Source organism: Enterovibrio sp. FF113 (assembly GCF_041439165.1).
GTDB lineage: Bacteria > Pseudomonadota > Gammaproteobacteria > Enterobacterales > Vibrionaceae > Enterovibrio > Enterovibrio norvegicus_A.
On record NZ_JBGONO010000021.1, the window covers coordinates 877 to 20,472 of the forward strand.

At 48.9% G+C, this 19,596-nt stretch carries 20 protein-coding genes and 1 riboswitch; of the genes, 17 read left to right on the top strand and 3 right to left on the bottom strand.

The genetic code is table 11. The features are described 5' to 3' along the window. Window positions 1-503: 503 nt before the first annotated feature. From crcB to thiH, 7 genes are all read left to right on the top strand, one after another. Window positions 504-887 carry a fluoride efflux transporter CrcB gene (gene crcB, locus ACED36_RS16375; RefSeq protein WP_016959519.1) on the top strand — a complete coding sequence of 128 codons (384 nt, stop codon included), beginning with the start codon at window positions 504-506 and terminating at the stop codon, window positions 885-887. 49 nt (window positions 888-936) lie between these two features. Then, window positions 937-1,035, top strand: a riboswitch (TPP riboswitch). Between the two features lie 114 nt (window positions 1,036-1,149). Then, the gene (thiC, locus tag ACED36_RS16380; protein ID WP_017005025.1) at window positions 1,150-3,081 is read left to right on the top strand and encodes a phosphomethylpyrimidine synthase ThiC; all 1,932 of its coding nucleotides are present in this window, start codon (window positions 1,150-1,152) and stop codon (window positions 3,079-3,081) included. Window positions 3,082-3,089: 8 nt separating this feature from the next. Then, window positions 3,090-3,770, top strand: a complete 681-nt coding sequence (gene thiE, locus ACED36_RS16385) for a thiamine phosphate synthase (protein ID WP_371733544.1) — start codon at window positions 3,090-3,092, stop codon at window positions 3,768-3,770. After that, the gene (locus ACED36_RS16390) at window positions 3,748-4,551 is read left to right on the top strand and encodes a HesA/MoeB/ThiF family protein (protein ID WP_016959516.1); all 804 of its coding nucleotides are present in this window, start codon (window positions 3,748-3,750) and stop codon (window positions 4,549-4,551) included. The genes thiE and ACED36_RS16390 overlap by 23 nt, the downstream gene beginning before the upstream one ends. Next, window positions 4,535-4,735: a sulfur carrier protein ThiS gene (gene thiS, locus ACED36_RS16395; protein ID WP_016959515.1), complete on the top strand. Its 201-nt coding sequence runs from the start codon at window positions 4,535-4,537 to the stop codon at window positions 4,733-4,735. Before ACED36_RS16390 ends, thiS begins: the two co-directional genes overlap by 17 nt. 2 nt (window positions 4,736-4,737) lie before the next feature. Continuing rightward, a complete protein-coding gene (locus ACED36_RS16400; RefSeq protein WP_026024073.1) occupies window positions 4,738-5,508 on the top strand; it encodes a thiazole synthase in 771 nt (256 codons plus the stop codon). A 15-nt stretch (window positions 5,509-5,523) separates the two neighbouring features. After that, entirely contained in the window at window positions 5,524-6,636 is a 1,113-nt protein-coding gene (thiH, locus tag ACED36_RS16405; RefSeq protein ID WP_017005414.1) for a 2-iminoacetate synthase ThiH, read from the top strand. Window positions 6,637-6,700: 64 nt separating this feature from the next. Here the strand turns inward: thiH and ACED36_RS16410 are convergent, their stop codons facing one another. Both ACED36_RS16410 and ACED36_RS16415 read right to left on the bottom strand, forming a co-directional pair. Then, complete coding sequence (locus ACED36_RS16410; protein WP_017007020.1) at window positions 6,701-8,488, bottom strand: aminopeptidase P family protein; 1,788 nt, start codon at window positions 8,486-8,488, stop codon at window positions 6,701-6,703. An 83-nt stretch (window positions 8,489-8,571) separates the two neighbouring features. Further along, a complete protein-coding gene (locus ACED36_RS16415; protein WP_017005018.1) occupies window positions 8,572-9,540 on the bottom strand; it encodes a LysR family transcriptional regulator in 969 nt (322 codons plus the stop codon). A gap of 98 nt (window positions 9,541-9,638) precedes the next feature. Here ACED36_RS16415 and ACED36_RS16420 point away from each other — a divergent pair, with 98 nt between their 5' ends. Together ACED36_RS16420 and ACED36_RS16425 are read left to right on the top strand one after the other, a co-directional pair. Continuing rightward, window positions 9,639-10,835 carry a multidrug effflux MFS transporter gene (locus ACED36_RS16420; RefSeq protein WP_016959510.1) on the top strand — a complete coding sequence of 399 codons (1,197 nt, stop codon included), beginning with the start codon at window positions 9,639-9,641 and terminating at the stop codon, window positions 10,833-10,835. A 242-nt stretch (window positions 10,836-11,077) separates the two neighbouring features. Further along, window positions 11,078-11,368: a hypothetical protein gene (locus ACED36_RS16425; RefSeq protein WP_016959509.1), complete on the top strand. Its 291-nt coding sequence runs from the start codon at window positions 11,078-11,080 to the stop codon at window positions 11,366-11,368. Window positions 11,369-11,378: 10 nt separating this feature from the next. On the opposite strand, the gene ACED36_RS16430 is transcribed toward ACED36_RS16425, so the two are convergent. After that, window positions 11,379-12,257: a DMT family transporter gene (locus tag ACED36_RS16430; protein WP_016959508.1), complete on the bottom strand. Its 879-nt coding sequence runs from the start codon at window positions 12,255-12,257 to the stop codon at window positions 11,379-11,381. Window positions 12,258-12,390: 133 nt separating this feature from the next. Between ACED36_RS16430 and rmuC the strand changes: the two genes are divergently transcribed. From rmuC to tatD, 8 genes are all read left to right on the top strand, one after another. Beyond that, window positions 12,391-13,932: a DNA recombination protein RmuC gene (gene rmuC, locus ACED36_RS16435; protein ID WP_371733545.1), complete on the top strand. Its 1,542-nt coding sequence runs from the start codon at window positions 12,391-12,393 to the stop codon at window positions 13,930-13,932. Between the two features lie 169 nt (window positions 13,933-14,101). Further along, window positions 14,102-14,881, top strand: a complete 780-nt coding sequence (gene ubiE, locus ACED36_RS16440; protein WP_016959506.1) for a bifunctional demethylmenaquinone methyltransferase/2-methoxy-6-polyprenyl-1,4-benzoquinol methylase UbiE — start codon at window positions 14,102-14,104, stop codon at window positions 14,879-14,881. Between the two features lie 9 nt (window positions 14,882-14,890). Continuing rightward, entirely contained in the window at window positions 14,891-15,523 is a 633-nt protein-coding gene (locus ACED36_RS16445) for an SCP2 domain-containing protein (RefSeq protein WP_371733546.1), read from the top strand. Continuing rightward, window positions 15,520-17,154: a ubiquinone biosynthesis regulatory protein kinase UbiB gene (ubiB, locus tag ACED36_RS16450; protein ID WP_371733547.1), complete on the top strand. Its 1,635-nt coding sequence runs from the start codon at window positions 15,520-15,522 to the stop codon at window positions 17,152-17,154. The genes ACED36_RS16445 and ubiB overlap by 4 nt, the downstream gene beginning before the upstream one ends. 132 nt (window positions 17,155-17,286) lie before the next feature. Further along, entirely contained in the window at window positions 17,287-17,517 is a 231-nt protein-coding gene (gene tatA, locus ACED36_RS16455) for a Sec-independent protein translocase subunit TatA (RefSeq protein ID WP_016959503.1), read from the top strand. Window positions 17,518-17,520: 3 nt separating this feature from the next. Beyond that, the gene (gene tatB, locus ACED36_RS16460) at window positions 17,521-17,874 is read left to right on the top strand and encodes a Sec-independent protein translocase protein TatB (protein ID WP_016959502.1); all 354 of its coding nucleotides are present in this window, start codon (window positions 17,521-17,523) and stop codon (window positions 17,872-17,874) included. Window positions 17,875-17,911: 37 nt separating this feature from the next. Then, window positions 17,912-18,676 carry a Sec-independent protein translocase subunit TatC gene (gene tatC / locus ACED36_RS16465; RefSeq protein ID WP_016959501.1) on the top strand — a complete coding sequence of 255 codons (765 nt, stop codon included), beginning with the start codon at window positions 17,912-17,914 and terminating at the stop codon, window positions 18,674-18,676. Between the two features lie 105 nt (window positions 18,677-18,781). Continuing rightward, entirely contained in the window at window positions 18,782-19,561 is a 780-nt protein-coding gene (gene tatD, locus ACED36_RS16470; RefSeq protein ID WP_371733548.1) for a 3'-5' ssDNA/RNA exonuclease TatD, read from the top strand. The last annotated feature ends 35 nt before the right edge of the window (window positions 19,562-19,596 follow it).

Consider the following 19,596-nt stretch of genomic DNA (forward strand, 5'->3'; position numbering starts at 1 on the left):
TTTTTCAAAGTGATGTTGGGAGCTGGAATGCCAGCCCAGTCGAATCTCTCCACCCCTGCCACATTCAAGGCCTCGACAGCAATGTCGGGGCTTTTTTGTATCTGTCACTTTTTCAAAGTGATGTTGGGAGCTGGAATGCCAGCCCAGTCGAATCTCTCCACCCCTGCCACATTTAAGGCCTCGACAGTAATGTCGGGGCTTTTTCGAATCTGTCACTTTTTTAAAGTGATGTTGGGAGCTGGAATACCAGCCCAGTCAAATCTCTCCACCCTGCCACATTTAAGGCCTCGAAGAGTAATGTCGATTTATTTATACCTGCTACATTCTGTGCGTGTCATGAGAAGCAGTGTGTTTACCTATTCAGCCTTACTTTAGATATAAATGCTATTTTTATGAATCTCAGTTATACGCAATCACATCCAATTCTTGTTCCTGCCTTAGCGCTTGTCGTTTTTACGGCGTATCATATTGCTACTGTTTTAAGCTACGAGTGGTTTTAGACCATGAATCAGGCGGTTTTGCTTTTCTATATTGCTATTGGTGGCGCGGCGGGTGCTTGCTCTCGCTATCTCATTTCTGAGATTTGCGCTGTTTTGTTAGGGCGAGGTTTTCCCTATGGGACTTTGACAGTGAATATTATTGGTTCATTGTTCATGGGATTTTTGGTGGCGGCGCTTGAACAAGAGACTTTTGGTCCTGGTCCATGGCGACATCTTATCGGCCTTGGCTTTCTTGGTGCATTGACAACGTTTTCCACGTTTTCAATGGACAATGTTTTGCTGCTTCAGCAAGGCGAGTGGTTCAAGATGGGGTTAAACATCGTATTGAATGTCGTGGTGTGTATTTTTGCCGCATGGGCAGGCTTTCAGCTCTTAATGCGCAGCTAATCACAGACATTGAGGTTGAGAAGACATAGCGCATTTCTTATACTGCAACTGATACTTGTCGGAGTGCCATTTGGCTGAGACCGCGAAAGCGGGATCCGTTGAACCTGATCAGGCTAATACCTGCGAAGGAAACAAGAGAAAGTAAATACAATCGTGTTTTAGATTACGTCACCTCAAACGGGGTAACTGTATCTGTGCGTGACACACCTCTTGCAGAGCAAATCCGGCAAGCATTTATTCCCACAATTAATGGAGTAATGCTATGTCGACCCGTAAACAAGCCAGAAACGAAGCTAAAGATTTTATCGACAACCTGTCGGTACAACCCTTCCCTAATTCCAAAAAAGTTCACGTTGTAGGATCTCGTCCAGATATTCGCGTTGGAATGCGTGAAATCTCGTTGTCGCCAAGCATGATCGGCGGAAATAAAGAAACACCACAGTTTGAAGATAACGAACCTGTACTTATCTATGATACATCCGGTGTTTATACCGACCCTGATTACCACATTGATATCTACGCGGGGTTGCCAAAGCTGCGCGAGCGTTGGATTGAAGAACGTGGCGATACTGAAGCGTTGGTGGGAGTAAGCTCAGAGTTTGCACAAACACGCCTGGATGATGATACATTAGATGAACTGCGTTTTGGCAGACTGCCCGATGTTCGTCGTGCAAAAGAAGGTAAGCGAGTGACTCAGCTTCACTATGCGCGTCAGGGTATGGTTACGCCAGAAATGGAATACATCGCAATACGTGAGAACATGGGACGCCACAAATATGCCGATGAGCAACTCAATCATCAGCACCCAGGGCAAAGCTTTGGTGCCAATTTACCCAAAGAAATTACGCCTGAGTTCGTGCGCAGAGAAGTCGCAGAAGGTCGCGCCATCATCCCATCAAATATCAACCATCCTGAATCTGAACCCATGATAATTGGGCGTAACTTCTTAGTGAAAGTTAACGCCAATATTGGTAACTCGTCAGTGAGTTCTTCGATAGAAGAAGAGACTGAAAAGTTGGTTTGGTCGACCCGTTGGGGTGGCGATACCGTGATGGATTTGTCTACGGGAAGAAACATTCACGAGACCCGAGAGTGGATCTTGCGAAACAGCCCTGTACCTATTGGCACAGTGCCAATGTATCAAGCGCTTGAGAAGGTTAACGGTATTGCTGAAAACCTAACATGGGAAGTCATGCGTGATACCTTAATTGAGCAAGCCGAGCAGGGTGTTGATTACTTCACAATACACGCCGGTGTTTTGCTGCGTTATGTGCCAATGACCGCCAAGCGCGTGACGGGAATTGTCTCTCGCGGCGGCTCTATCATTGCGAAATGGTGCCTTGCTCATCACACCGAAAGCTTTCTTTACACCCACTTCCGTGAAATCTGTGAAATTTGTGCTCAGTATGATGTCGCGCTTTCTTTGGGGGACGGCTTGCGCCCTGGCTCGATTGCTGATGCAAACGATGAAGCGCAATTTTCCGAGTTACGAACCTTGGGCGAGCTGACCAAAGTTGCATGGGAATATGATGTACAGGTGATGATTGAAGGGCCAGGTCATGTCCCGATGCACATGATTAAAGAAAACATGGACGAGCAGCTCAAGCACTGCCATGAAGCGCCATTTTACACCCTTGGCCCTCTGACTACCGATATTGCACCGGGCTATGATCATATTACGTCTGGTATTGGCGCCGCAATGATCGGTTGGTTCGGTTGCGCCATGCTTTGCTATGTGACACCAAAAGAACACCTTGGTTTGCCGAATAAAGATGATGTCAAAATCGGCCTGATCACTTACAAATTGTGCGCGCATGCTGCAGACCTTGCAAAAGGCCACCCTGGTGCTCAGGTTCGCGACAATGCCTTGTCTAAAGCGCGTTTCGAATTTCGTTGGGAAGATCAATTTAATCTGGCACTTGACCCAGATACTGCACGCACTTATCACGATGAAACACTGCCTCAAGAGTCTGGCAAGGTGGCGCATTTCTGTTCGATGTGCGGGCCTAAGTTTTGTTCCATGAAGATAAGCCAAGAAGTCCGGCTTGCTTTTGCTAAAGACGAGAGCGCTAAAAACCAAGAGAAAGGCCAAGCGGTAGAAGTTCAGATGCTGGATGATCCGCTGGAAGGCATGAAACAAAAATCGGCAGAGTTCTTGGCCAAAGGCAGTGAACTTTACCACCAGAAAGCGTAGGAGGTGTGATGAAACCTTCTATGTTTAACTGTCGCGTATCATTTGCGCGCATGGAGGAGGGCATTGGCCCTCTTTATCCAGTGGTTGATGACATTGTATTGCTTCAGCGTTTGTTGGCGCTAGGCGTGCGTACCATTCAACTTAGGATCAAAGATCCCAATGAACCTGATCTAGACGCAATGATCGAAGAGGCTGTCGCCTCTGGAAAGACCGCTAAGGCGCAGATCTTTATCAATGACCACTGGGAGAAAGCACTCGCAGCAGGGGCATACGGTATACACCTTGGTCAAGATGATCTGAAAGATGCAGATCTCGAGGCCATTGCTCAGGCGGGGATTCGCTTGGGGATCTCAACTCGAACGGCGCAGGAGCTGGATCTCGCCCTCTCGATTGCGCCGAGCTATTTGGCTATCGGACATATCTTTCCCACTCCAACCAAAGTCATGCCAACACCTCCTCAAGGTACTGAACAGTTGGCTAAACACCTGAAAACCGTCGATGGTCGCTTCCCGACTGTCGCGATTGGTGGCATTGACTTGTCTGTCGCGTCAGAGGTTTGGCAAACAGGTGTGGATGCTATTGCCGTTGTTCGAGCTGTCACCGAATCGGGCGATCTGCCTTCGACATTGCAGTCGTTTTCACGCATTTTGACCGAGGAGGCGAGACATGAGCATTCCGCCTCTGTCTGATAGCGAGTTTGAGCGTTACAGCCGTCAAATTATGCTGTCTGAGTGGGGAGAAGAAGGGCAGTCTCGCCTGAAGCAAGCAAAGGTACTTATTGTGGGATGCGGCGGCCTAGGCACTGCTGCCAGCCTCTACCTTGCTGGTGCGGGTGTAGGTAACCTGGTGCTTGCTGATGATGATGCAGTAGAGCGTTCAAACTTGTCACGCCAAGTGGCATACCGTGAAGGCAATCTGGGTGAGAGCAAAGCGCGCGCACTGAGTGCGCAGCTAATGGCGCTGAACACACTGATTCAATGTCGCGCAGTGGAACGCTACCTTGTTGATAGAGCACTTGACCTCGAAGTGTCATTGGCCGATGTCGTGCTCGATTGCAGTGACAACATGGCGACCCGGCAAGCGGTGAATGAAGTGTGCAGGAAATCTTGCACACCATTGGTTGCAGGTGCCGCTATTGGATGGCAAGGACAGTTGATGGTGTTTGATTTCGCTGCGAGCATTTCGCCTTGTTATCACTGTTTGTTTCCTGCAAGCAAGGATGCTTCTCCACGAAATTGCCAAAGCGCTGGTGTCGTAGGGCCCGTTGCTGGGGTGATTGGCAACCTACAAGCTTTGGAAGCGCTCAAGCTACTGACACAGACAAAAAGCATCCCCAGCCGTTTCTATCAGTTGGATGGTCAATCCTTGTCGCTTCGCGCTATGTCGATCCCTATTGATAGTGATTGCGCCGTCTGTCACCCCCATAATTCATCACATGTCAGCGAGGTGCCCGATGAACATTTGGCTTAATGAACAGGCGTATTCTCCAGCCGGTTCAAGTGATCTTGATGCTTTGATACACGAGTTGTCATTGTCACAGCAATCTGTGGCCATCGCCATCAATGGAGAGATTATCCCGCGAGGTCAGTGGCAGCAGACACCATTGACCGAAGGTATTCAGGTCGCCGTGTTTCAAGCTATTGCAGGAGGATGACCATGTTAACAATTGCAGATAAAACGTTTTCATCTCGATTATTTACGGGCACCGGAAAATTTTCCGGAACCAAAGTGATGGCGCAAAGTATTGCGGCAAGTGGCTCTGAACTTGTCACTATGGCGCTTAAACGCGTTGACGTTCAAAACCGCGAAGACGATATTCTTGCACCGCTTATCGCTGCCAATCTCAATTTATTGCCGAATACGTCAGGCGCAAAAACGGCGAAAGAAGCCATTTTTGCTGCGCGATTGGCACGAGAAGCGCTTGGTACTCACTGGCTTAAGCTTGAAATTCATCCTGACCCTAAATATCTCATGCCCGATCCGATAGAAACCTTGAAGGCGGCAGAAGTACTGGTAAGAGAGGGTTTTATAGTATTGCCTTATTGTCATGCTGATCCTGTGCTTTGTAAGCGGTTAGAGGAAGTGGGTTGCGCGGCAGTGATGCCGCTAGGTGCACCGATTGGCAGTAATAAAGGGCTAGTGTCGAGGGACTTTCTCGACATCATCATCGATCAAGCCAAGGTGCCTGTGATCGTCGATGCAGGGATTGGCGCGCCTTCTCACGCTGCAGAAGCGATGGAAAGAGGTGCTGATGCAGTATTGGTGAACACAGCCATTGCAGCGGCACACAATCCGGTTGCCATGGCGCAGGCGTTTAAGTTGGCAGTAGAAAGCGGTCGTATGGCCTATGAAGCAGGGTTGGCGGGCAAAGTACAGCATGCTGTTGCATCGAGTCCACTCACGTCGTTTCTTGATGAACTTACCTGATAGACGGGAGAAAAAATGAGTTTTTCAGCCTATTGGGAAACGCTAGATTGGGACGATATTCGGCTATCTATCTATAGTAAAAATGAAGCGGATGTCTTGCGTGCGCTGGCGAAACCTAAGCGAGATCTTGAGGATTTTAAAGCCTTGATATCGCCTTCTGCCGAGCCCTATCTCGAACACATGGCGCAACAAGCAGCGGCGTTAACTCGCCGCCGTTTTGGTTACACAGTGAATTTTTATGTTCCGCTGTATTTGTCGAACCTTTGCGCCAATGTTTGCACCTATTGCGGCTTTTCGATGGAGAATCGCATCAAGCGACGCACCCTGTCGATGGATGATATTGGCCGTGAGTGTCGTGCTATCAAGGCGATGAACTTTGACAGCATTTTACTGGTCACGGGTGAGCATCAAACCAAAGTTGGCATGAACTATTTTCGTCAGGCGATACCTGAAATTAAGCGTCAATTCAGTTATCTAGCGATGGAGGTGCAGCCGTTAGCGCAAGCAGAGTACGCTGAACTCAAAGAGTTGGGATTGGATGCGGTGATGGTCTATCAGGAAACCTATAACCGGGTGACTTACGGTGAGCATCATCTTCGAGGTAATAAAACCGACTTTGCTTTTAGGCTTGATACGCCAGATAGGCTGGCGCGAGCAGGCATCGATAAAATCGGTATTGGTGCGCTAATTGGGCTTGATGAATGGCGAACGGATTGCTTTTTCGTCGCGACTCACCTCGACTATTTGGAGCGAACTTATTGGCGCAGTCGTTATTCCATATCGTTCCCAAGATTGCGTCCGTGTGAAGGCGCTGTGCAGCCAAAATCCGTCATGACAGATAGGCAATTGGTTCAGCTCATTTGTGCATATCGTTTGCTCAATTCAGAGGTGGAGTTGTCCTTATCCACCCGAGAATCGCCTGCGTTTCGCGATAAAGTCTTACCCCTTGGGATTACGTCTATGTCAGCGGCATCAAAAACTCAGCCTGGAGGATATGCCGACAATGAGCCTGAATTGGAACAGTTTGCGGTCTCTGATGAGCGTAGCGCCAGAGAGGTCGCCAATGCGGTGAAAAGTGCAGGCTTTGACGTGGTTTGGAAGGATTGGCAAGCCGGGTATTCAGGGTAGCCAAAATTGAAAACTAAAAAGGCTCCGAGGAGCCTTTTTCATTGTTTGATTGGCGGTGATTTGGTTAACGAGACAAGGGTGCCACGGATTGCTCAAGCCAAGCTAAATCATCATCTTGCAGTGATGGACTGATATCGGCCCACACTTTTTGGTGGTAATCGTTCCACCATGCGATCTCGCTGTCAGTCAGCAGGTTCACATCCACCAAACGACGATCAATTGGCGCGCGAGTTAGTGACTCAAAACCCATTACCGTCATGTCACCCGCTGTGGGTACTTCTACCACCAACTCTAGATTTTCAATGCGAATACCAAATGCGTCTGCGCGGTAGTAGCCAGGCTCATTGGAGAGCACCATACCTGGCAGTAAGGCAACGGTATTTGGCGCCTTGGCAATGCGTTGTGGCCCTTCGTGAACACTGAGGAAGTGACCAACGCCATGACCTGTACCGTGATCGTAATCAAAGCCGTTTGCCCACAAGTATTGGCGAGCTAATGCATCCAATTGGCTGCCAGCGGTGCCTTTCGGGAAACGTGCTGTGGTGAGTGCAATGTGACCTTTGAGAACCAGCGTAAATGCTTGCTTCACGCCATCAGAGCATTCACCGATTGCCACGGTGCGCGTGATATCTGTCGTGCCATCTGGATATTGACCGCCAGAGTCCACCAGATACACGTTATTCAGTTCCAGTTCGCCCGGCTTCGGTTGATTGAGGTGGTTATAGTGGCACATGGCCGCATTTCCGCCTGCGGCTGAAATGGTATCAAAGCTCAAATCTGCCAGCGTTTCGTCCAATTCGCGAAAGCTGTAGAGTTTGTCAGAAAGCGCTGCTTCGTTTGGAAGAATGCCTGCTGCGACTTGCGCATCTAGCCATGCTAGAAAACGACTTACTGCCACACCATCTCGGATATGACTCGCTTTCATGCCTGCAATTTCAGTGGTGTTTTTGGCCGCTTTCGGCAGCATGCAAGGATCTGCAGCGTGCACAATGATTGCGCCGTTTTTGGCGAGAACCTGACTTGCCCAAGCATTGCTGGTTTGTGGGTCGACCAAAATGGTTTTGCCAGACATAGCTGACAAGGCCGCTTCTAGTGCATCTGGTGATTGCACTGATACGCCTGCGCCAACATGTGCTGTAAAGTCATCAGGTAGGCGGCTAGGATCAATAAACAGGATGACGTTGCCATTCGCTTCAACCAATGCAGAAGCCAATACGACGGGAAGGCGAGATACATCGCCACCACGAATGTTTAAGAGCCAACAAATGCTGTCTAGTTGACTCAGCAACGCTGCGTTTGCACCGGCTTTTGTCAGTGCTTGGCCAATGAGCACGCGTTTTTCTGTGCTGCTTTGTCCAACGAGCTCGTTGCCCATCAGACGAGCAGTGGTTAAACGTGGCTCAGGACGATCGTGCCAAAGTGCATCAATCGGGTTGCTGTCGATAGCGGTCAGTGTCAGTTTTCCTGCCACAGTTTGCTCGGCGTTAGCTAGCCAGTTTGCGCTATGAAGACGCGTATCGATGGCGACTTTGCTGCCTTGTGGCAAGTTAGAAGTAAGCCATTGCAATGCAGGTTGTTCAATCAAATGACGATATTCAAAAATATCGCCAGGGACTTGTTTACGCACCTGTACGGTGTAGCGACCATCAACAAAAATGGCTGCATTTTCACGAGTGATCACCGCCACGCCTGCCGAACCTGTAAATCCGGTGGCCCAGTGAAGACGCTCATTGTGGGCGGGAATATACTCTCCAAGAAACTCGTCTTCATGTGGAATAACCAGTGCGTCCAGCGCTTGGTCTTCCAGCCAGCGTCGCAATGCGTTGACGCGATCAGCATAAGTGGCGTGCATTTTTCGTCCTATTTTTATCTGTTTTGATTGATCGTAATGTTCAAAAAGCGATGAGGTTTAGCGTGTTCTCTCAAGGCTCTAACCTATCTGTTTTCCTCAGCCGCTGCAATTTCTGTCATATATCGGCAACGCGAAATAATGAGCTGTCTCAGCCAACGATGACCAGGGTCAGATTCCTGACTTTGATGCCAAAACAGGGTATATGCCATGGGCGGTAACGGCTCAGGCAAAGATGTCACCACCAAATCCAGTTGCTTGGCCACGGCGTTGGCGAAGTGAGATGGCGCGGTAAATACCAAATCGGTATGGGTGCATAAACTGGCCGCACTATTAAAGTCAGGGACATACATCGCAATGTCGCGTTCAAGCCCACGTTCGGCGAGCTTGTAATCCAGTAGCCAGCGATCGCTGCCATCACAACGGACTTGTATATGGCGCTGTTTGAGATAGCTTTCCATATTCCAGCGCTTTGACAATAACGGGTGCCCTTGGCGAACAATCACTTTTTGATGATCTTGATATAACTCTTCGTAAACGATGCCTTTGGGAGGCATTAAAGTGAGCATCGCATCAGCAGGGTTCAGATCTTTTCCTGTTATACCAAAGTCCACTTCGCCCCGTGCCATTGCATCAAACGTACCAGCACCCCATGCCTGAGTATCTAAGGTGATTGATGGCGCTGCATCTAGTATTTCACCTAAGAATCGCGGCATCAAAAGAGGGTAGGCGCTTTCGACCAGTGCAAAATGAAAACGACGATCACTGGTAGCGGGATTGAACGCATCAGATACAGTCAGTCCGTCTAAATGGTTGAGCAAGTTTTTCAGCGCGGGTTTAAGTGATAGTGCCTTGGCTGTCGGGTGTAAACCACGTGAAGTACGGTTAAATAAAGGGTCATCAAATTGCTCGCGTAGCTTGGCGAGGCTCTTACTCACCGCAGATTGGCTCAGATGCAAACGTTGAGCTGTGCGCGTGACGTTGCACTCTTCCAATAAAATATGCAAACAAATCAGCATATTGAGGTCGTAGCGTAATAAATGATTCAGATTCAATAGTAATATTCCATACGGGAATGTCTCACCTGACTATAAGCCATTTTTATTCATATCAAAACAAGACTACACTGCGCGCAATTAATCAGGAGTTCCTTATGTCCACCCCCTCTTCGAAACCTGATAGCCGCTTGGTTGCATTGATGGTACTGCTTGTACTGTTCAGCCCGCTTGCTATTGATATTTATTTGCCTGCTATGCCAATTATGGCCGCAGAATTTGATGTTGCGCCGACCCGTATTCAAGACACTATTTCATGGTTTATGGTGAGTTTGGGCATGGGCCAATTGTTGGCTGGCCCATTAGCCGATCGTTTTGGTCGTCGTCCCGTCGCTTTAGTGGGTATCTCTATTTACGCCGCAAGCTCTGCCATGGCTTGGGTTGCTTCTTCGTTAGACGCTTTGCTCATTGCGCGTTTACTGCAAGGTGCGGGTGCGTGCGCAACCTCTGTGTGTGCGTTTGCGGCAGTACGAGATAGCTTTGGCGGTAAGCGAAGCGGTCAAATGATCAGTTACCTCAATGGTGCTATCTGTTTTATCCCTGCGCTGGCACCGTTGTTGGGCAGTTGGTTAACTGTTCACTTTGGCTGGCGTTCAAACTTTAGTTTCATGATGGCATATGCGCTAGTGGCTTTGGTGCTGGTATTTACGCTGTTTCGCGAAACGCGCCCAGCTGATACCGATTCAAGCGGCGCGCTGTTGAGTCCTTCCCGTTACTGGCAAGTATTGAAAGAACCCGTGTTTATCTATCATGCCGTGCTTTGCATGTTGGCAATGGCGGTGATTCTGGCTTACGTAACGTCAGCACCGGTGAGACTCATCAATGGATTGGGCTTGTCGATGGGGCAGTTTACAGGATGGTTTGCCATCAACGCTGCGCTCAATATTTTTGCTTCAATGACGACGCCAAAAGTTATGGATATCGTCGGGAGCCGTAAAACGCTAAACGCAGGCATGATGATATTGGTATTTGCGGGTGTGTTGATGGGCGTGTTGAGCTCGACACAAACCGCGTGGGCCTTCATGGTGCCCGTGTTCTTATCGTCATTTGGCTTTGCTTGGGTGTTGGGCTCGTCGGCAGGCAAAGCGCTGGAGCCTTTTGGTCAACGTGCTGGCACAGCGGCGGCGCTGCTTGGCCTCTTTCAAATGAGTGGCGCGGGTATCCTTGTCAGCCTGACACAACGAGCTGGTCTTTCTGAGCCTCACCTATTGGTTTTCCATATGCTGTTGATTGCGCCGGGCTTGGCTGTGCTTTGGTCTCGAGCAGGCAAGCGCTGGCATACGGCTGAGTGCTAAAAACGAGAAAACAGTACTGTAAGCTATATTAGTGAAAAAGCGCACAAAGCACGAAGTGCTGACCCTCTAGGCGATATGTTTACGGCATTCACTTCGTAATAATGGCGTGCTTATTACCGACTATTTACCCGCCAAATTATTTTGTGCGGGTATTTTTTTGTTGCTTATTGACCAAAGGGAGTATATTTAGTGTGCGAACACTTCCTTTCTTCCCGAAAATTAAAACAATAGGTTGTATAACTATGTCGATGTCGATGCTTGAATTAGCTCGTCACTTGGAGACTCTTGAAGAATCTCCAGAGAAAATGATGTTTGGTAAACTTCTCACAGAATTAAGCGGTATGAGTGAGGATCGCGTCCAACGTGCGGCTCGCCAAGTACCGATCAGTGGATTGCGTGAATTGGTCCATCAATTTAATAAAGTTATTGCGGATCGCCGCGGAGAGCGCGTTCAGGAATTGGCACAAGAAATCGCAGATGACGGCATTTCAGTGGATGAGCTGCGCCAATATCTAGCGCAGCGTAACGCTTAACTGTTTTAAATCACGTCTTACTTTTTCGTTGCTGAATCAATAAACCAGCAATAATCATTACCAAGCCTATCAAGGTCGTTGGGTGGATTTGCTCGCCTATAATATTGGCCAGTAATATCAGTGAAATGAATGGCGAAATAAAGATAAGGTTGCTGATTTTGGCGGTATTGGTCGCCAACTTCATCGCCTTCAGCCAAAGCACAAACGTGATCCCCATTTCAAACAAGCCCACGTAACTGACGGCGAGCCAGCCTTGCCAAGGAATACCACTCCAATCGCTACTATATAGGCTAAGACCGATAGAGAACGGCAAGGACAAAAGAAAACCAAGTAACAACCCAATGACAGGGTCGGCTTGGTTTTTTGCGTTTAGGATCCAATAACCAGCCCAAAGTAGTGTTGAGAAAAGGGCCAATCCAACGCCTAGCGGGCTATCAAAGTTTAAGTCCAAGACATTGCCCTTGGTCGCAATAACCACCACACCGGCATAGCCCAATGCCGCCGCAATCCAATCCTGCTTACGAATTTTTTGCCCTAAGAATATGGCCGCCATCAAAGTCAGCGTAATCGCCCAACTGTAATTAAGCGGCTGAGCCAATGATGCGGGCAGCAAGTCGTAGGCTTTAAACAGCACCAAATAATAGATAAACGGATTGATAAGCCCAAGCATCAAATAATAAAGCGGACGGCGAAAAAACGTCGACGTAATGAGGTGTAGATTGCCTTGCCATCCCGCCACAGCGACAAGTGACAATGCAGAGACCACACTGGCGGCAGCCAGCATTTGGATCGGGTCCATGTAAGTCAGGGTGATTTTAAAAGCCGTCGCGACGGTTGACCAAAGCAACACGGCAGCCAATCCGTAGCCAATCGCAAGGCGATCATTCATGAGAAGTGCTTACTTAATAAAGAGGAGAGCAGCAGTCTAGTGCAGTTACCGATAAACAGAAAGACTGGACATTTATCCAGTGTCTTATTAGCCTTTGCTACAAGTAATGATGAACATTGAAAAGGTTAATGGCATGCAGATCGAAAGCCTGTTTTCAGATGGCATGATATGGCTTGCAGCGGCAATAGGTGCAGGACTGACATTCATCGTCAGTGCGGTCTATCATCGTATGGCACAGCGAAACCTGCGCGATCTCCATATGCAGCAACGTGAGGCCGACGAAAAACTCAGCTGCGCTGCGATTGAGCGTCTGCAAACCGAGAACACATCGCTTCAAGGAGAGCTCGATGAACTGGATTTGGATCGAGATCGACTCAGCGCTGAACTTCGCCTGCAGTATGGCAGACTGGCCGCGGCGGCCGAAAAGCTCCGTCAAATGGACGCACTTCGTGCGGAAAAAGTGCAGCTTACTGAGACGTTAGATTCCCTGCGTGATCACAAAGCAGCGCTAGAGCTTTCGCTACGTGAACAGCAAACCCGCACTGAAGAGCAACTGGAAGCGGCAGACGAGAAAATCCGCTTACTCGAAAGCGCCGAAGAGCGCCTACGCGTGCAGTTCGAAAGTTTGGCCAACAAAGTGTTCGACCACAAAACACGGACTGTCGATGAACAAAATAAACAAAGCTTAGATTCGTTATTAGGCCCGCTGAAAAGCCAGCTAGAGGGCTTTCATAAACAAGTCAGTGACAGCTTTGGTGAGCAGGCCAAAGAGCGTCACACCCTGATCCATGAAATCAAAAGCCTGCAAAAGCTCAATGAGGACATGACACGTGAAGCCGTGAACCTGACGCAAGCGTTGAAAGGGGATAACAAGCAGCAGGGTAACTGGGGCGAGGTTGTACTGGCGCGCGTGTTGGAGGAATCTGGCTTACGTGATGGTTATGAATACCAAACCCAAGTTAGCTTAGAAAACGAGGAAGGCAAGCGCTATCAGCCAGACGTGATTGTGCGTTTGCCGCAAGAAAAAGATGTCGTGATTGACGCAAAAATGGTGCTGGTCGCGTATGAACGTTATTTCCACGCAGACACAGTGGCGGAAAAAGACAGCGCGTTGCGCGAGCACGTTGCCGCTATTCGCGGGCATATTCGAGGGCTTGGGCGAAAGGATTATCATCAACTGCATGGTGTTCACAGCCTTGATTACGTGCTGATGTTTATTCCTATTGAGCCCGCATTCCAGATTGCCTTAGAAGCTGAGCCATCACTGATCCGCGAGGCACTTGATCATAATATTATGCTTGTCAGTCCAACGACCTTGCTGGTGGCATTGAGAACCATCAACAATTTGTGGCGTTATGAGCATCAAAATCAGAATGCGCGTCTTATCGCCGATAAAGCCGCCAAGCTTTACGATAAGATTCGTCTGTTTGTCGCAGATGTTGAAGTGCTCGGTGCAGCGCTTGATAAAGCGGGAGACAGCTACCACAGCGCGCTAAATAAATTGTCGACAGGACGAGGGAATATTCTTCGTCAGGTGGAAGGCTTTAAATCCCTCGGGGTAGAGGTAAAGCGCGATATCAGCCCGACTATGCTAAAAAGAGACACGTCAGAAGAATCTGAACAAAACGAAGATGTGGTTAGCTTACCCGTCTCACGCGAGTCATCGGACAGGTAGTTGGCGCACTAAGCACTTTGAGCATGGTTTGATCTGATTAAAATAACCACATGATGGCGACATCACATTGACTCGCGCTTCTTGTGGTTGTTTGAGTATGTAAAGTACACTAAGCGGCAAAAATATCGGGCATTTCCTATTCCAGTCCGGTGTTACTCAGGGGTTTACAATGACAGATTTGACACAGGGCGTGACGCAAGACACAGAGGACAATACCACTCACTTTGGCTTCAAGACGATCGCCAAAGAAGAAAAGGTCGGTATGGTTGCTAACGTCTTCCACAATGTGGCCGCAAAATACGACATCATGAATGATGTGATGTCCATGGGTATTCACCGAATTTGGAAACGCTTCACCATTGATTGCAGTGGCGTACGCCCTGGTCATCGCGTGTTGGATTTGGCGGGCGGTACCGGTGATTTGACCGCAAAATTCTCTCGCATTGTCGGTGAGAAAGGCCAGGTGATATTGGCTGACATCAACAACTCCATGCTCAATGTGGGTCGCGATAAACTGCGTGACATGGGCGTGGTAGGCAACGTGAACTATGTTCAAGCTAACGCAGAAGAACTGCCATTTCCGGATGACCACTTTGATTGCATCACCATCAGCTTTGGTTTGCGTAACGTTACCGACAAAGACAAAGCGCTGCGTTCTATGTATCGCGTGTTGAAGCCGGGTGGCCGTTTACTGGTATTGGAATTTTCTAAGCCTTTGGTCGAGCCGTTATCAAAGATTTATGACGCCTACTCGTTCTACCTTCTGCCTAAAATGGGCGAGCTTATTGCTAATGATGGCGAGAGCTATCGTTACCTGGCAGAGTCTATTCGCATGCACCCTGATCAGGAAACGCTGAAAGGCATGATGGAAGATGCCGGTTTTGATCAAACCAAATACTTCAACCTGACCGGTGGCATTGTTGCCCTGCACCGTGGTTACAAATTCTAAGGTGCCAGTATGCCTCTTGACCCATTAGTCACCGCTGTTGTTGAGACTAGCCTTAACTCGCTGGTTCGTCAGGATGCGGAAAGTCAGCGTCGACTTGCTCGCCTGAAAGGCAAAGTATTGCGTGTCACCCTGACAGACATCAATAAGAAACTGGTGTTTGTATTCAGTCAGCAAATTGATGTGTTAGCAGATTTCGACGGTGATGCAGATTGCGATCTGGCGTTGGCGATCTCTGTCGCGCCGCAGCTGAAAGACAAAGCCAACCTGACTGCGCTTATCAAGCAAGACAAGCTGCATCTTGATGGTGACATCGATGTTGCTCAGCAGTTTTCCAATTTACTCAATGGCCTTAACTTAGACATTGCCGAATGGTTATCTCACTACACCGGTGATGTAGTAGCGCACACTATGGTGCGCGGCGCAAAGCAAGGGCTGGCTTTTATTAAAGCATTCGGCGAGCGCAATCAGCGCTATGCGGCGGAATTGGTCGTTGAAGAGTGGCGCTTGGCACCCGGAGCGCTGGAAGTGGCTTATTTTGCCGATCAGGTTGATGAAGTGCAAAGTCAGGCATCGCGTCTACATGCGCGCCTTGATGCGTTTGAACAAAAACTGGCGTTAGCCGCCAAGGTGGAAAACGCATGACACCGAGCGAAATTCGTCGCCTCTATAAAATTACCCAAGTTCAGCTGAGCTATGGCTTGGATGAGCTGTTGCCTAAGCAGCCGATCACTCGCGCCCCACATTTGCTGCGAAAAATGCTGTTTTGGATGAAAAACGAGCACCAAGACATGCCGTTGGGCGAACGTTTAAGATTGGCACTGCAAGCGCTTGGACCGGTTTGGATTAAGTTCGGGCAAATGATGTCGACGAGACGTGATTTGTTTCCACCTGCAATTGCCGATAAGCTCGCGCTGTTGCAAGACCAAGTTGCCCCTTTCGACGGCAAGCTTGCTAAGACCCAAATGGAAAATGCGTTGGGTGGACCGCTCGAAAACTGGTTCGATGATTTCGACGAAACGCCACTGGCTTCTGCATCCATTGCGCAGGTACACACCGCGACGTTGAAAGAAAATGGCCGAGAAGTGGTATTGAAAGTCATTCGTCCTGACATTCTTCCTGTCATTCAAGCCGATATCAAACTCATGTATCGCATGGCGCGTATTGTTGCCCGTTTCCTGCCTGAGGCTCGTCGTTTAAAGCCTGTGGAAGTGGTACGTGAGTACGAGAAGACCTTGCTCGATGAATTGGATTTGATGCGCGAAGCGGCCAATGCAATTCAACTACGCCGCAATTTTGAAAACGACCATATTCTTTATGTGCCCGAAACCTTCAGTGATTACTGCCGTACCAGTTTGATGGTGTCGGAGCGTATCTACGGTATTCAGGTGTCCGATCTTGAAGGGCTTAAAGCCAACGGTACGGACTTGAAATTGCTCGCCGAGCGCGGTGTACAGGTGTTTTTCACCCAAGTGTTTCGCGACAGCTTTTTCCACGCTGATATGCACCCTGGCAATGTATTTGTTTCTTATGAACACCCAGAAGATCCACAATGGATTGGCTTGGACTGTGGCATCGTCGGGACGCTGAATCGTGAAGATAAGCGTTATTTGGCGGAAAACTTTCTCGCTTTCTTTAATCGTGATTATCGCAAAGTGGCAGAGCTGCACGTTGATTCTGGATGGGTGCCTCACGATACCAATGTCGACGAGTTTGAATTCGCGATCCGCACTGTGTGTGAGCCTATTTTTGAAAAGCCGCTGTGTGAGATTTCCTTCGGTCATGTCTTGCTCAACCTGTTCAATACGGCGCGTCGCTTTAATATGGAAGTGCAGCCTCAGTTAGTACTGCTGCAGAAAACCTTGCTGTATGTAGAAGGCCTTGGGCGTCAGCTTTACCCGCAATTGGATCTTTGGGACACGGCGAAACCGTTTCTCGAACAATGGATGTCACGCCAGTTAGGGCCGCAAGCGGTCATTAACGCGATCAAAGAGAAAGCACCATTTTGGGCTGAAAAATTACCGGAACTCCCTGAGCTGGTCTATGACAGTTTGCGCCAAGGCCGTCAGGTCAATCAGCGCATGGATGTTATGTATAAAGAATTTATGCAATCGCGAAAGCAACACAATCGTGCAAGGTTCCTGTTGGGTGTTGGGGCAACACTGATCGTCACCTCTGCCATACTCTATAGTAACCAAGTGGAAGATTTGCCGCAGATAGCGGGAACGGTTGCGTTGTTCAGTTGGCTGTTTGCATGGCGAGCATTTAATAAATAAGTGTCAATTCAAGTTATTCTCGCTGAAAGCCGAAAATTGAGGTAGCTTGGCAATATCAAATAAGTTGTAACATTATGCGAGTAGACTCGGGTTACTTCAGTTATTCACCACATAAAACAGAGGTCGCACTAGATGGGTGGTATTAGTATTTGGCAACTCCTTATCGTTGCCGTCATTGTCATTCTCCTATTCGGTACCAAGAAGTTGCGTAACATCGGCGGCGACTTGGGCTCGGCAGTAAAAGGCTTTAAGAAAGCCATGACAGACGATGAAAAGAAAGACGCTGACTTCGTCCAGGAAAAACTGGAAGAGAAAGACAGCACAGCACAAAAGAGCGAAGCGAAAGACAAAGAGCAGGCATAATCCGTGTTTGATATCGGTTTTTGGGAGCTGATCCTGATCGCAGTTGTAGGTCTGGTGGTTCTCGGCCCTGAACGTTTACCTGTTGCTATTCGAAATGTGTCCCGCTGGATTGGTGCGGCGCGACGTATGGCTGGTTCTGTGAGAGATGAGCTTGAACAAGAGCTTAAAATTCAAGAGCTACAGGATAACTTGAAAAAAGCCGAGCAGATGGGAATGCAAAACCTGTCGCCCGACCTACAACAATCTGTTGATGAGCTAAAAAAAGCAGCAGAAGGTGTACAGCGCCCTTACGCCAGTAAGAGCGAGAACACTGATGTTGCCAGCGCCACTAGCCCTACTAAGGATAAAACCGAGTAACGGTATTCCGTAGGGCTCAAGTTTTTGTCGAGTAACTATGTCATCTGTTGAAGATACCCAACCGCTTATTAGTCACCTTGTAGAACTGAGAGACAGACTGCTGCGCGCTTTATTAGCTGTGCTGGTTGTGTTTCTTGGTTTGGTGTATTTCGCCAACGATATTTACACATTCGTGGCGGCACCCTTGGTTGATCGGCTGCCTGAAGGCACCAGTATGATTGCAACGGATGTGGCATCGCCCTTCTTCACGCCAATCAAACTGACCTTGGTGGTCTCGGTGTTCGTTGCTGTTCCTATGATCTTGTATCAGATTTGGGCGTTTGTGGCGCCTGGGCTGTACAAGCATGAAAAACGTCTTGTCATGCCACTTCTGGCATCCAGTTCTTTGCTGTTTTATTGCGGCGTGGCTTTCGCGTATTTCGTTGTCTTCCCGTTGGTGTTCGGCTTTTTTACGTCGATTGCCCCGATAGATGTCGAGATAGCCACCGACATTGCCAGTTACCTCGATTTTATTTTGGCACTGTTTATGGCGTTCGGTATTGCGTTTGAAATACCGGTCGCGATTATTTTGTTGGTGTGGACAGGTGCTGTGGACCCTGACGACTTACGCAAGAAGCGGCCTTATATCGTTGTCGCTGCGTTTGTTGTTGGCATGTTCCTGACACCGCCAGACATTATTTCGCAAACGCTGCTGGCTATCCCAATGTGTCTGCTGTTTGAAGTGGGGCTGTTTTTCTCCCGCTTCTATAAGCGACGCGATGAAGAAAACAGCGACGAGAATGAAGAGCACAGTCAGGGATAACGCCCTGCCAGAGTGAATAAAGCCAGTGATACACTGGCTTTTTCTTTATGCGCCCAATGTAATGTAACCACCAACGTTGCTAAGACAGATAACCGAGGACAAACAGTGATTGATATTGGTGTCAACTTAACCAGTAGCCGGTTTGATAAAGACCGAGATGACGTCGTCGCTCGTGCCAAAGAGGCGGGTGTCACCGCAATGCTTCTGACCGGGACTGATCTTGAGTCAAGTCCTCAAGCGGCGGCGCTTGCCGCCCAGTATTCTGACTTTGCTTATTCGACCGCGGGCGTGCATCCACACGATGCCAAAACGGTGGAAGATATGGCATTGCCTACTATTCGCGAGCTTGCGAGCCTTCCGCATGTCGTGGCAATCGGTGAATGCGGGCTCGACTTTAATCGTGATTTCTCACCTCGCCCACAGCAAGAAGCGGTGTTTGAAGTGCATCTTCGTTTAGCTGCTGAGTTGAACATGCCTGTGTTTCTGCATTGCCGAGATGCTCATGAACGCTTTATGGCGATATTGACACCATGGCTGCCACAATTGCCGGGCGCGGTATTGCACTGCTTTACCGGATCGGAGCAAGAGCTGCGTGAGTGCTTAGAGGCGGGGTTGTATATCGGTATCACGGGCTGGGTATGTGATGAAAGACGCGGTGAGGCTCTTCGCGCTATCGTACCGCTTATTCCGGATGACCGATTGATGATAGAAACCGATGCGCCTTACTTACAGCCGCGTGATCTCAAGCCTAAACCTAAGTCGAGCCGCAACGAACCTTGCTACTTACCTCATATCGCCTCAGTGATTGCTGTATTGCGTCAGCAAGACACTGAGCAGTTGATCACACAAAGCGTGGAGAACACCCGTCGCTTATTCAAACTGTAGACGTTATGATTCGCTCAAAGCACTTGGATTAAGGA